At 60.2% G+C, this 12,147-nt stretch carries 12 protein-coding genes; 6 read left to right on the plus strand and 6 right to left on the minus strand.

Annotated features, from left to right (window positions below; translation table 11 throughout):
• Positions 1 to 3: 3 nt before the first annotated feature.
• The 4 genes from M2401_RS28515 (at position 4) to M2401_RS28530 (ending at position 4,763) form a co-directional block, all read left to right on the plus strand.
• Positions 4 to 750, plus strand: a complete 747-nt coding sequence (locus tag M2401_RS28515) for a TetR/AcrR family transcriptional regulator (protein WP_259108870.1) — start codon at positions 4 to 6, stop codon at positions 748 to 750.
• 348 nt (positions 751 to 1,098) lie between these two features.
• Entirely contained in the window at positions 1,099 to 1,779 is a 681-nt protein-coding gene (locus tag M2401_RS28520) for a hypothetical protein (protein ID WP_259108873.1), read from the plus strand.
• A 307-nt stretch (positions 1,780 to 2,086) separates the two neighbouring features.
• Positions 2,087 to 4,147, plus strand: a complete 2,061-nt coding sequence (locus tag M2401_RS28525; RefSeq protein ID WP_409033999.1) for an ATP-binding protein — start codon at positions 2,087 to 2,089, stop codon at positions 4,145 to 4,147.
• A 103-nt stretch (positions 4,148 to 4,250) separates the two neighbouring features.
• Entirely contained in the window at positions 4,251 to 4,763 is a 513-nt protein-coding gene (locus tag M2401_RS28530; protein WP_259108875.1) for a GNAT family N-acetyltransferase, read from the plus strand.
• 9 nt (positions 4,764 to 4,772) lie between these two features.
• Here the strand turns inward: M2401_RS28530 and M2401_RS28535 are convergent, their stop codons facing one another.
• On the minus strand, positions 4,773 to 5,036 hold the full coding sequence (locus M2401_RS28535) for a DUF2798 domain-containing protein (protein ID WP_259108877.1): 264 nt from the start codon (positions 5,034 to 5,036) through the stop codon (positions 4,773 to 4,775).
• 128 nt (positions 5,037 to 5,164) lie between these two features.
• On the opposite strand from M2401_RS28535, the gene M2401_RS28540 reads away from it, so the two are divergent.
• Positions 5,165 to 6,076, plus strand: coding sequence for a LysR family transcriptional regulator (locus tag M2401_RS28540; protein WP_259108879.1), 912 nt, complete (start codon positions 5,165 to 5,167; stop codon positions 6,074 to 6,076).
• A 15-nt stretch (positions 6,077 to 6,091) separates the two neighbouring features.
• On the opposite strand, the gene M2401_RS28545 is transcribed toward M2401_RS28540, so the two are convergent.
• Positions 6,092 to 6,955 (minus strand): NAD(P)-dependent oxidoreductase, encoded by an 864-nt coding sequence (locus M2401_RS28545; protein ID WP_259108881.1) that lies wholly within the window; start codon positions 6,953 to 6,955, stop codon positions 6,092 to 6,094.
• A 308-nt stretch (positions 6,956 to 7,263) separates the two neighbouring features.
• Here M2401_RS28545 and M2401_RS28550 point away from each other — a divergent pair, with 308 nt between their 5' ends.
• Positions 7,264 to 7,959, plus strand: coding sequence for a tRNA (adenine(22)-N(1))-methyltransferase TrmK (locus tag M2401_RS28550; protein ID WP_259108883.1), 696 nt, complete (start codon positions 7,264 to 7,266; stop codon positions 7,957 to 7,959).
• A 33-nt stretch (positions 7,960 to 7,992) separates the two neighbouring features.
• Here M2401_RS28550 and M2401_RS28555 read toward each other — a convergent pair whose 3' ends face one another.
• The 4 genes from M2401_RS28555 to M2401_RS28570 form a co-directional block, all read right to left on the minus strand.
• Positions 7,993 to 9,534, minus strand: coding sequence for a class I SAM-dependent methyltransferase (locus M2401_RS28555; protein WP_259108885.1), 1,542 nt, complete (start codon positions 9,532 to 9,534; stop codon positions 7,993 to 7,995).
• A 96-nt stretch (positions 9,535 to 9,630) separates the two neighbouring features.
• On the minus strand, positions 9,631 to 10,071 hold the full coding sequence (locus M2401_RS28560; RefSeq protein WP_259108887.1) for a hypothetical protein: 441 nt from the start codon (positions 10,069 to 10,071) through the stop codon (positions 9,631 to 9,633).
• A complete protein-coding gene (locus tag M2401_RS28565) occupies positions 10,068 to 10,604 on the minus strand; it encodes a DUF6891 domain-containing protein (protein WP_259108889.1) in 537 nt (178 codons plus the stop codon). Before M2401_RS28565 ends, M2401_RS28560 begins: the two co-directional genes overlap by 4 nt.
• Positions 10,605 to 10,746: 142 nt before the next feature.
• Complete coding sequence (locus tag M2401_RS28570; protein WP_259108891.1) at positions 10,747 to 11,988, minus strand: DUF1835 domain-containing protein; 1,242 nt, start codon at positions 11,986 to 11,988, stop codon at positions 10,747 to 10,749.
• Positions 11,989 to 12,147: the final 159 nt, after the last annotated feature.

A 12,147-nucleotide genomic window follows, 5' to 3' on the forward strand; every position in this document is an offset into this window, starting at 1 on the left:
GGGATGCCTGAAAAGACCAAAGCTGCCGCCACAGCCAAGACGACACCGACGAAGAGAGTCGGGCGTCGCCCCAAGAGCGGTCAGGATGTTTCGCGCGACGCCATGGTCGAATGCGCCATCAGGATTGCTCGTACCGAGTCCCTGAGCGAAGTCAGCATGGTCAGGATCGGCAAGGAACTGGGGGTGGCGGCCGGCATGGTCCACTATCACTTGGGAAGCCGCGATGAATTGATCAGTGCGGTGATCAACGCCGCGTTCAAGGAACGCCTCGAACGCCTGCCTACGCCCACCGGCCAGTGGCGCACCGATCTTGAGCAGTTCGCGCGCTCATCCCTCGATACCATGGGGCGTTGGCCGGGCCTGGCAACTTACATCCTCACGGAAAACAAATTTCGCCTGTTCCAACGCGTGCAACCGGGCGAAATCGACTACGGCCTGGCCTATTTCGACCATATGGGGCGAATTCTCATGGCAATGGGTCTGGCCGGTCCGATGGCGGCCATGGCCTATCACCTGTTGCTGCTGTTCGTTTCGGTCATCGCCGCCGAAAAAGAAAACCGCCAGTCACCGCAGACCCACGGTGATTTCATCAGCGGCTATCTGGCGAAATTCGCCCAGGACAGCTATCCGGGCGCCGCCTATCTCGCCGCCCCCTTCTCTGCGCTCGACAGTCCCGCAGCCTATGACGCGGGAGTTGCGATCATGCTGGATGGTTTTGCCAAGTGGATCGGGTCGCCCGCGGTCGCCTGACCCAGGTGATCGAAGTGGTGATCGTGACTGAGCGATGTCGCGCCAAGGTGCTTGATCTGAACTGTCGCTGACTTTCTTTCCCGCACCTTCGCCAATGAAAGAGCATTGTTCGACTAATATATTCGGGCATAAATCGCGGGAAAATAGCGCTTCTCGCCAGGACCTCGCCAGCCAGAACCATAGCTAACAACCATTATTCATTGCAATCCCAAGGCTGGCAGCCTGCCATTACGGCAAAACCCCTACCCTGCAAGGGTTTCATCATTTTTTAGACAAAAAAAACAAAATTGCACCTACCCAAAAGCTGGCTATATTCCTTTCTCCATCACTCATTTGAAAGGACGCAACATGACCTCATCCGGCGTTTCGCAATCTTCTATTCAGGGACTGATTAAGTTCACAGGTTTTTACATGGTGGACTCGACGATCGGCTCCTTTGTCATGATTGACACTGAGCTGGTCAGCACGTCCGGTTTGGCGACTTACAAGGCCACTCTCACCGTTTCCTGGGATGGGCAGACCTCCCAACAAGTCTCGCTGCAGGACAATTACACTTTCAGCAGCGACACTCTGGTCATCACTCCTACTCTACTTGGCGGTATAAGCGCTACGCTCGCCTTCAGCCAAAATCCGGGTTTCAACGCAGTATCCGGCACTGTCAGCAACGGGACCGCGCAATCGCTTCAGGTATCGGGCACATCGCAGTTCATGCCGATCGAGCTGAATTTGTGGAGCGGCACCTACTACGCACAAGGCGCAGAGGACAACGGCGTATACCCCTATACCGCGACCTTGCAGGTCAAGGGAGATGGAACCGTATATTACGCAGCAGATGGGGCTTCTCTGACCCAGGTGCAGGACTATAGCTACGACTACGCCATGTTTGTCATCGCGCTGATACTCGATTCCGGCAAAGTCACCCTCTTCGAAATGGGCACCGCCTCCGGCTGGGGCCGCGTGGCAGGTAATGCCGAGCATGGTCAGTTGCTGGTGAGCATCAAGTTGCAGCAGCAAGTGAAAAATCTCTGATAGCGAGAGAGGGTCCGCAGCCTTCGCTGTGGTTTTTTGCAGATCACACAACCCTTACCGACTCCAGGGCCGGCTTCAGCCGGGAGTGCATCATCGGCTTTAACAACTCCCTCCCGGCTAAAACCGGTCCTACGGGTCCGCGCAGTGTCGTTTTCGGTTCACCCGCAATCCAGGTGCAACTTTCCAGCGTTTCTGATTTCATTGTTCATACGCAATTGAAAGTCAAAATCCGGCGCAGGAAAGAACGATGCATGATCGGCGGGCAGATCTGGAATGCCTTACCAGGGAAGAGTTAGAGGCCGAGGTCTTGAGCCTGCGCACAAGCGAAAAGACTCTGCGCCAGAGCGAAGAGCGTTTCAGGATGATCCTGGAAACCATCGAAGCGGCGTTCGCTATTGTCGAGGTCAAGTACGACGCCGACGATCACCCCATCGACTACCGCTTCGTCGAGGCCAACCCGGCTTTTGAACAGCAGGCCGGGGTCAATCTGCGAGGCAAGTGGGTCACCGAATTCGCGCCTGACCTGGAAAGTTTCTGGTTCGAAACCTATGGCCATGTCGCCAAGACCGGGGAGCCGGCGAATTTCGAGAATTACGCCAAAGCGTTCGAACGCTGGTTCGACGTACGGGCGATTCGTGTCGGCGATCCGGCTGATCGGCAGATCGCGATCTTCTTCAGCGATGTCACCGAACGCCGCATCGCCCAGGAACGCCTGCTCGCCAGCGAGGCGATTGCCCGGGAAAACGTCGAGCGCGTACAGTTGGCCCTGGCGGCCGGGGCAATCATCGGCACCTGGCACTGGGACCTGCCCAGCGATTGCTTCGTCGTCGACGAAGCCTTTGCCCGGGCATTTGGCCTGGATCCGGCTCTGGGTCGCGAAGGCCTCAGCCTCGAACAGGTGATTGCCACCGTGCACCCGGACGACCGCGACGGGCTCAAGGCCGCCATTGCCGAGGCGATCAGCCGCGGCAGTGCCTACGCCCATCAGTATCGGGTGCGACGCACTGACGGCAAATATTACTGGCTCGAAGCCAACGGCCGCGTGGAACGGGGGGTCGACGGCACCCCGCTGCGCTTTCCCGGCGTACTCATCGACGTTGAAGAACGACGTTTCGTCGAGGGCGAACGTGATCGTGCAACGGCGGCACTGCGCGCACTCAACGAAACACTGGAACAGCGTGTAGCCGAGCGTACGAGTGAACTGATGCAGGCCGAGGAAAAGCTGCGTCAGTCCCAGAAAATGGAAGCTGTGGGCCAGTTGACCGGCGGTATTGCCCATGACTTCAACAACCTGCTGGCCGGCATATCCGGCTCCCTGGAACTGATCAGCAGCAGAATCCTCAAGGGCCGAGTGGAAGAAGTCGACAAATACATCCAGGCTGCCCAGGCCGCCACCAAACGCGCCGCCGCACTGACCCATCGGCTGCTGGCGTTCTCTCGCCGTCAGACCCTCGACCCGCGACCGACCGACGTCAACACACTGATGACAGGCATCACCGAACTGGTGCAACGCACCGTAGGCCCGGGCATTCGCGTCGAGACCATCGGTGCTTGCGGCCTGTGGTCGACCCTGGTCGATGCGGGCCAGCTGGAAAACGCCCTGCTGAACCTGTGCATCAACGCCCGTGACGCCATGCCTGATGGCGGCAGCATTACCATCGCCACCGCTAACCAGTGGATGGATCGCGAAGTCGCTGGCGCCCATGACATTCCCGTAGGCGAGTACGTGGCATTGTCTGTCAGCGATACCGGCACCGGCATGACGCCCGATGTCATGTCCAAGGCCTTCGACCCCTTCTTCACCACCAAACCGCTCGGCCAGGGCACGGGCCTGGGCCTGTCGATGATCTACGGGTTTGCCAAGCAGTCCGGCGGGCAAGTCCGGGCCTACTCGCAAGTCGGTCAGGGCACCACCATGTGCATCTACCTGCCGCGCCATGCCGGTGAGGTGGCAACGGTCGAGGTCGATCCAGGCCAGGCGCAAGGGCTGACATCCAAGGGTAGCGAGACCATTCTCATCGTCGACGACGAACCCACGGTTCGCATGCTGCTGACCGATGCCCTCGGCGAACTGGGTTACACCCTGATCGAGGCGGCTGACAGCGTCGCAGGCCTGAAAGTGCTGCGCTCCGACGTGCATATCGACCTGCTGATTACCGATGTCGGCTTGCCGGGCGGCATGAATGGCCGACAAATGGCCGATGCGGGACGCGAAGTCCGGCCCGGCCTCAAGACCCTCTTTATTACCGGATACGCGGAGAACGCAGCGCTGGGCAATAGCCACTTGGGCACAGGCATGTGGGTGCTGACCAAGCCGTTCGCGGTCGAGGCCTTGACATCCCGTGTGCGTGAATTGATGGGCGATTAATATCAAACACCGCACAGCCCCATGGGCTGAAATGACATTTTGTAGGACCCTGTCTACTGCACAACAGCGCAGTGTCAGGGAAACTTATATTGGGATGTAAACAATGACAGCCTTCACCGTTCGCGAGCTGAGCCGTACGGATACACAGGCGTTGCTCGCCTTCGAAATCGACAACCGTGAGTGGTTCGAATCCCATATCGAAGCCCGCGCCCCGGCTTTCTACTCATCCCAAGGCGTCGCCGAGCACATCGACCGCTACTTGAGCGACTTTGCCCGCGGCGTCTGGCATCCCCTTGTCATCGAAGACGCCGACGGCGAAATCGTTGGCCGGGCGAATCTGAAGAACATTGACTCACCCGGGCATTCTGCCGAAGTCGGTTATCGAGTCGGCCAGCGCGCCTGCGGCCAGGGGCTGGCGACCCTGGCACTGCGGCACTTGATCGAGCAGGCGAAAAACCGCTGGGGGCTGACGCAACTGGTGGCGTATGTCTATGACGACAATGTCGGTTCACAGAAAGTACTGCAGCGTTGCGGTTTTCTGCCCTCGCCTCCCTCCCAAGGTGACGAAACCGCGAAGGAGCGACGGTTCGAGCTTGCACTCCAGGCCGCTCAATAACAGACCGCCTCAATGACCGTGCACCGTCCAGGCCACCAGCCTGGCAACGATCGGGCGCACGATCAGCACGCAGAAAAATGCTGACGGCATGGCCACTCGGTAGGCATTCATCACATTTTTCATGTAATTTTCGTCCAGACCGAATTCGGCCAAGGTAATCACCAGACACATGAGAAACGCCATGATGGTTGCCATATAGAGGGCGAATACATAGGGCGTCGCGTGTTTGGGGAAGCGGATACGTAGGGTATTTTTTGCTGCGCGGTCGGTCATCGATCAGTCCTGGTCAAAGGTAAATGGCGAAACAGCGGCTAACCTAGCAATCTGCCTGACATGTCGGTAGAGCCGTCACACTTGAATCATCCGTAAGTAAAACTGACGAATTCGTTGACAGGAGCCCGATGGATATCCTCGGCTTGATCAATACGTTTATCCGGGTCGTCGAAAACGGCAGCATCGCAGCGGCAGCCCGGGCCCAGGGCATGAGCGCGGCGGCGGTAAGCCAGAGCATCACGCGGCTTGAAACGCACTTGGGCGTGCGACTGCTGTCACGCACGACCCGCAGCATGGCCCTGACCGAAAGCGGCACGCGCTATTTCGACAAGGTGCGCCATATACCTCGCGATATCGACCTGGCTTCCCAGGCAGCGACGGTCGCCAGCGAGCCCCAGGGGCCTCTGCGCATCGCGACCACCGCCGCCTTTGGCCGTCACGTACTGGCCCCGCTGCTGCCCGCGTTCAGCGCCGCCTATCCACGCATCGACATTGAACTCATCAGCACCGATCGGCGGGTCGATCATCGGCTGGAGGGGATCGACGTCAGTATCCGTATCAAGGCGCAGTTGACCGATCAGATGATCGCCCGGCATATCGCCTCACGCCCGTTCCTGTTCTGCGCTTCACCCGCCTATCTGGACCGCGCAGGCATCCCGGCCACCCCGCAAGACCTGCAGGAACACGCCTGCCTGGTCTTTCGTTACCCCACCGATGGCCGCTTCCTGCCCTGGACTTTCATCCGCGACGGCAAGCGCTTCGAGGCCAGGGTCAAGCCAGGCTTCGTCTGCGACGACATCGACATCATCGCCCGGATCGCCGCTAACGGCGGCGGTATCGCCCGCCTCGCCAGCTTCGTCGCCCAGCCCTTCATCGACAGCGGCCAACTGCTCCAGCTGTTTCAACCCGACAGCCGCAACCTCGCCTGCGCGGAGCCGGAACCGATGGACATCTATGCCTGCGTCACCGAGCGCTCGGCGCTGAATGCCAAGGTGCGAGCATTCATCGACTTTCTGGCAGAGGCGCTGCGCAGCGACTGACTACTCGGCTCTCGATCAGGCCAGCTTATACAAGCTCACCACCGAGGTCATATTCAGCCCGCCCAGACCCTGCTCAATGGCGCTGCTGAACACCTGGCGCGCTGCGGTTATCGTCGGCGCGGCACCGCTTTGCGCCGCCTCTATGAAATAGCCGAAGTCCTTTTCGATCAGGGCCACCGGAAACTGCGGCGTGAAACTTTCCGTCGCCATCGAACTGGCACTGCGCCGCGCCGCCGCGCTGAAGACCGGAGTGGCAGCCATGGCCTCAAACGCGCTGTCCAGGTTGACTGCATTCGCAGCCAGCATGGCGAACATCTCCGCCAGGGCCGTTACCTGAACGCCCAGCAGCGCGTTGGTTGCCAGCTTGACCAGCGCACCGCAGCCCAGTGCACCGACATGGTGAAGCGACGAGCCCATGGCGGCGAGCACTGGCTTCGCGGCCTCTACCGCAGCGTTCTCACCGCCGACCAGAAAGACCAACTCTCCTGCTTCTGCTTGAGGCAGCGACCCGGAAACCGGCGCATCGATCAAGGGAATGCCCAGTGCCTGCGCCCTTTTACCCAACGCCACAATCCAGTCGTGGGACACCGTGGAACACTCAATGGCGACACTGGCGGCGCCCATCCCGCTCAGCGCCCCGGATAGCGGGTTCAGCCACACTTCCTGGGAAGCGGCGTTGTCGCGCAGCATGCTCAGGACAAACTCAGCACCTTGTGCAGCTTCGCGTGGCGTACTCGCCAACGTTGCTCCGGCCTTGACGAGGGGCTCAGCCGCCTGCGGTGAACGGTTCCAGACACTCACGGCATGACCCGCCGCCAACAGTCTGCTCGCCATGCGCGAGCCCATGGCCCCAAGGCCCAATACAGCGATATTTGCCATTTTCCAATTCCTCTTTTTACCGGTATCCCACGTTACGCCAAGTCAACCACCCTGGCGTTGCCAGATCCTCGACGTTCCATGCCTATTCCTCCGTAGCCGGAAACATTTGAAATGCGCGACGTTGACCGACACAATCGCGCCCGTCCGGCCAAAAAGCCTTTGGAACCTGGATGTGGGAGCCGCCTTGGTGGCGATCGAGTGCAAAGCACTCGCAATGGCGTGGGTGACCGATCCATCGCCAGCAAGCCGGCTCCTGCCGAACCCCGGTCCCATTCAGATATCTGCTTTGCGTTTGATAGAGGTCAGCGTTGAACGAACATACCTTGTCCCTGCGCCTGGAACGCGTCGCGGCCCATGTACCCGCAGGTGCGCGTCTGGCCGATATCGGCTCGGACCACGGCTACCTGCCAGTAGCCCTGCTGCGCCGTGGCGCCATCGTCGCGGCAGTGGCGGGAGAAGTCGCGCTGACGCCGTTCCGGGCGGCCGAGCGCACCGTGGCCGACAACGATCTGGGCGATCAGATCAGCGTACGCCTGGCCGATGGCCTGGCAGCAATCGAGGCGCAGGATGGCATCACCGCGATCAGTATCTGCGGCATGGGCGGCGAAACCATTCGCGATATCCTCGACAATGGCAAAGCCCGCCTGAGTGGCCGGGAGCGGCTGATCCTGCAACCCAACGGCGGCGAACCGCCACTGCGCCAATGGCTGATGGATAACGACTACCGCATCCTTGCCGAAGAACTGCTGCGGGAAAACCGTTTCGACTACGAAATCATCGTCGCCGAGCCCGCAACGCGGCAGCCATACAGCGCCGAGGAACTGTATTTCGGCCCGCTGCTGCTGCAGGCGCGCAGCCCGCAACTCTTGGCCAAATGGCAACGCAGGCTGCGCCATAAACAGCGCACCCTGGCCAGCTTCGCCCACGCACAGCAGGCAGTGCCCGAGGACAAGGTGCAGGACCTGGCCCGGGAAGTTCGCTGGATCAGCGAACTGCTGGCCTGAGCCTCCCCTGATCAAATGGCCAACACGACGGGATCAAGCGATCTTCAGCGCCCTCAGGATAACCAGGGACGTCTCGGCAAACGCTTCAGCCTGCTCGGTCAATGCCGCAACGTTCTCTGCGGCTGTGGTCAGTGCCTTGCCGTCCTTGACCAGCCCTTCGCCTTGATCACCGATGATGTCCCATGCCAGTTGCGCCCATTCCGCAGGCTGCTTTTTGCCTTGCTTGATCGCGATCAGGAACATCTGCTGGAAACGGCCAACGGGCACGCCACCGCCGGTCAACGGGCTGGCCAGGGTCTGGATCTGATCGTTGAGCAGCGAGCGTTTGCACAGTTGCAGGTTGAGGGTGGTGCAGCGCGCCTGTACCAGTTTCTCCGCTGCCTCGCTCTGGCACGGAGCCGCTGCGCCCATGCCGACCAACACATTGATCGCCTGCTCCAGGGCGTCATAGGTCAACTGCGGTACAGCGCCCGCCAGTTGACGCAAGGTTTTCGGTGCGTAGGCCTTGGCCGCCAGTGCTTCGAGCACCGGACCGTAGATTTCGACCTGAAGTGAAGCCTCACCCGCAGCCCCCTTGACGGTGTTCGATACGCTTTCTGCCACTTGCAGCATGACAAAGCGGGTATTGAGCATGCCCTCACGCTGTTCTGACGCGGACAGTCGCTGGGTGCCTCGCTGATACAAATCACGACGAAATGGCTGGTTGACGAAATAGTCACGCACTTGCTCGCGCATGATCGGGTGGTCGATAGCCTCCAATACGTCCATGCCTTCGTTGCTCAGGTTGAGCGGGTCTACTGCGTCCAGCGGTACGGCGGTCGTGGCGTAGTCCAGCTTGGCATCGGCCAGAGCATCCACGACATCGGTGAAGTAGACACAGTCCCAATCGCGGTTGAAGTATTCATGGGCAACATACTGGCGATTTTCGCCCTTGATGCTCTGCAGCTTGGCGTCAAGGTTCGGGGCTGTCTTGGCATAATTGGGGTTGGCCGCCAGTACCACTTCGGAGAATTGCAGGGCCGCCTCGATGCGCTCGGCCGGGCGAACCGCGTGGGACGCAAAACGGTCGTGCAGACTGAACAATTTGCGCAACGGCGCCAGCGGCGACCACCCCGGCAGGCAGTTATAGCTGACGTACAACAGACCACCTGGCTTGAGATAGCGCTGGGCAAATTCGACGATCAGTTTCTGATTATCGCGGCTGACCCAGCTCCAGATACCGTGCAGGCTGATGCTGTCGAATTGCGGCAGATCGGCACGGGCCAGCAGCTGTTCGAAGCTGTCGTCATATAGCCGCGCAGTACTGCCAAACGTGGCGCCCAGGGCATTGGCATGGGCGGCCTGGGACGGGGTGAAGTCCGTGCCTATGTAAGTTCCTGGGTTTGCGGCTGCGTGGATATTGATCGAAACACCCTGACCAAAGCCCAGTTCGCAATGCCAGGCGTCAGTACTCTCCAGAGTGTGAAAACCGCGCAGCAGCAGGCAGTAACGTTGGAATACAGGATTGATCTCGCGGCAATATCCGAAGACATAACCCTCGTCTGTAAAATAACCTTCGTTCCAGGAATTACTCATTGGCCATCCTTTTCTCGTGGGCGTTATTACTGTCCTCTTATAAAGTAGAGCAATCCCCTACCACAAGCTTGAAGACAGCCAACGAGCGCGCCGGCTTCAGCCCTTCATCGCACTCAATCCCTCCTTGAGCATGATCCAGAACAGCCCCGCGAGGATCACCGACAGCACCAGTCCAACGGCAAACACCACCTTGGCCACCTTTGACCAGGTGCGTTGCGTCGCCTGAAACACTTCGAGGCTGCTCCAACGCTTGTGGGCCCACGCCAATGAGCGCCCGCGGGCTGCCAGGTAAAGCCACACACCCACGCCAAACAGGGTGATCAAGGCGACCAATGGGGTAATGCGCGGCGCCAGCAAGGGCGTCAGCACGGCCAGAAAGCTCAAGGCACCGAACCAGACCCCGTTGCACAACGCCCAAATGCCGCCAAACACAAACGCCCCCCAACTGCCGCCTCGAGCCTGGGGCGGGACGGCACGGGAGCGTTTGCCCGAGTTGTTGGCGATATCGATTTCATCGGCTACAGGCTGATCAATCATGGCGATCTGCGCTGCCACTTGAAGGCTGGCAGCTGGATGCGTTGCTCGATCGCATTTTCCCAATGCACGTCAAAGCCTGCATTTTTCAGTACCTCGACCACCCGCTGGCCGACCTTGAGGCTGCGTTGCGGATCATCATCGAGTGAACCGAAGGCGATCATCAGATCATCGGCTTGCACAGCACGCTCGACATCCTGCCCGTGATAAAAGCAGTAGCCGTGATAGTGGCCGTCAGGGGCTTCATGAACGGCTTGCGCGACATCCGAGAAGCCGTCCGACATCGTGTAGCCAGCGTTGGACAATGCGCAGATACCGTCCTCATGCAGGTGATAGAACACCTTATCGAGTCGATCACAGGCGGTGATCTGCGGCCATGAGCGCTCGGTTTCGCGCTTGCGCTTTACCTCAGGCAGGATCAGCGCCTTGAGCGCCGAGACATCGCAGTCATCGTCAATGATGTCATCGACCATCTCGTCCATTTCTTGTGGCGTATAAAAGCCGGACCAGACCCACGTCTTGATGCTGTCGGCCACTTACTCGTCACTGTCGGACATTGGTGTTTCTCCCTGGAAAACGTGCCCATGATGGACTCACACAGAGCGTTTGAGTTCGAGTACGACTGCTCTCCATGACATGGATGAGCAGCCGTTCACATTCAACCGTGGTCCATTCAGATCAACGCCGCCATACCCGCCCTTCGCCACTCACCAGCCAAGGCGCCTGATCGGCGACGATACGCACCCCGCCGACCCAACGCTCGGCGGGCTGCAGGTCAAGCCAGTGGGCGTGCCCGCCCAGGACCTGCTCGCCAAGCGCCGTCAGACTCAGCAGACGTTGCTGCCAGTGTTCGCCCGGCATCTCGTTGATCAACGGCAGCGGTGTCTCGATCAGTGCGCGCAGCAACGCGTGAAACATCAGGTCGCCCAGATAAGGCAACGGTTCGTAACTCATCATCAGGTGGCCGAATACCTTGCCAGCCGGTAATTGGCCATGGGTCGAAAGGATGCGCAAGGTCAGGCGCTGGGTGAGGCTCAGGCCATCGTCTGCACCCGGCAGCTCTTGCAGCTGCCGGGCCAGGGCAGGCGCCAACAAAGGCAATACCGGGTGATCCTGAGCGGCCAGAAGCGCCCAGGCCGTTGGCTCGGCGGCGGTATAGGCCGCCCATGCCCGGCGTGCCAAAGCCAGGGCGTCTTCACCCAGCGGGCGGCGTTGCGGCCATAGCCAGGCGAGCAGGTCCGGGGCCAGTTGGCCGATGCCGATAAAGCGCTCGATACCGGGCACCTGGGTAATTTCGATCAATTCGAGTCGGCGCGGCAGCGCAGGCAGGCTGGCCAACAGGCGGATCAGGAACAACTGGTCATAGGCATCCCCCTCGCACCAGAGCACCAGTTCACTGTCGGCGTTCAACTGGGCCAGGGCGGCGCGCTGCACGTTCTGTCGTTGCTGGATATCGCGCTCGGACAGCCCGAACGCCTGCTGCGCAAAAGCCGCGCGCACCGCCCAGTAATCATCCTCAGGCAATGCCGGCACCGGCCCCATCACCATGGGGTCATCGAACATATGAAACGCGCCGGATAAACCTGCGGTGCGCAGGCTGTGCTCGATGTCATTACCGCAGCGCCAGTGTTGCACCGTCGCCTCCCCGTCCGCCGTAAAGCCCGGGTGACGTGCCGCGAAAGCGACGGCGTCGGCATGGGCGATCAGCTTGGGCCAGCTGGAAAAACCGGCCTCCCGGGCCACCAGCCATTGGCTGTCGGCTAGGCGATAGTCGGGCCCGGTTATACCGAGACTGCGCAGTTGTTGGCTGATATTGTCAGCCTCGTGATTTTTCAGGGCCTTGAGCAAACGCTTGGCGCGCTTGCGCAGTGCAGGCAGGTCGAGCAGACCGTGATGACGGGAAGCAAGAATAGCGGGCATGCCAACTCCTTACAGGGCTCGGTCCGCCGACAAGCCGGGAGCTGGAATGAAAAATGGTGCAAAAATGCCTGGGTTACCCCTTCGCGCGGACCGCAGGCGCAGCAAAACGCCCGGGGCCAGACTTTAGCCGCAAGCGGTTATCGACGCAATATGTGTCGT

This window comes from Pseudomonas sp. JUb42, assembly GCF_024807945.1.
GTDB lineage: Bacteria > Pseudomonadota > Gammaproteobacteria > Pseudomonadales > Pseudomonadaceae > Aquipseudomonas.

Coding starts and splice junctions, on each gene's coding strand:
- M2401_RS28515 (WP_259108870.1), top strand. CDS start 4: ATGCCTGAAAAGACCAAAGCTGCCGCCACAGCCAAGACGACACCGACG.
- M2401_RS28520 (WP_259108873.1), top strand. CDS start 1,099: ATGACCTCATCCGGCGTTTCGCAATCTTCTATTCAGGGACTGATTAAG.
- M2401_RS28530 (WP_259108875.1), top strand. CDS start 4,251: ATGACAGCCTTCACCGTTCGCGAGCTGAGCCGTACGGATACACAGGCG.
- M2401_RS28535 (WP_259108877.1), bottom strand. CDS start 5,036: ATGACCGACCGCGCAGCAAAAAATACCCTACGTATCCGCTTCCCCAAA.
- M2401_RS28540 (WP_259108879.1), top strand. CDS start 5,165: ATGGATATCCTCGGCTTGATCAATACGTTTATCCGGGTCGTCGAAAAC.
- M2401_RS28545 (WP_259108881.1), bottom strand. CDS start 6,955: ATGGCAAATATCGCTGTATTGGGCCTTGGGGCCATGGGCTCGCGCATG.
- M2401_RS28555 (WP_259108885.1), bottom strand. CDS start 9,534: ATGAGTAATTCCTGGAACGAAGGTTATTTTACAGACGAGGGTTATGTC.
- M2401_RS28560 (WP_259108887.1), bottom strand. CDS start 10,071: ATGATTGATCAGCCTGTAGCCGATGAAATCGATATCGCCAACAACTCG.
- M2401_RS28570 (WP_259108891.1), bottom strand. CDS start 11,988: ATGCCCGCTATTCTTGCTTCCCGTCATCACGGTCTGCTCGACCTGCCT.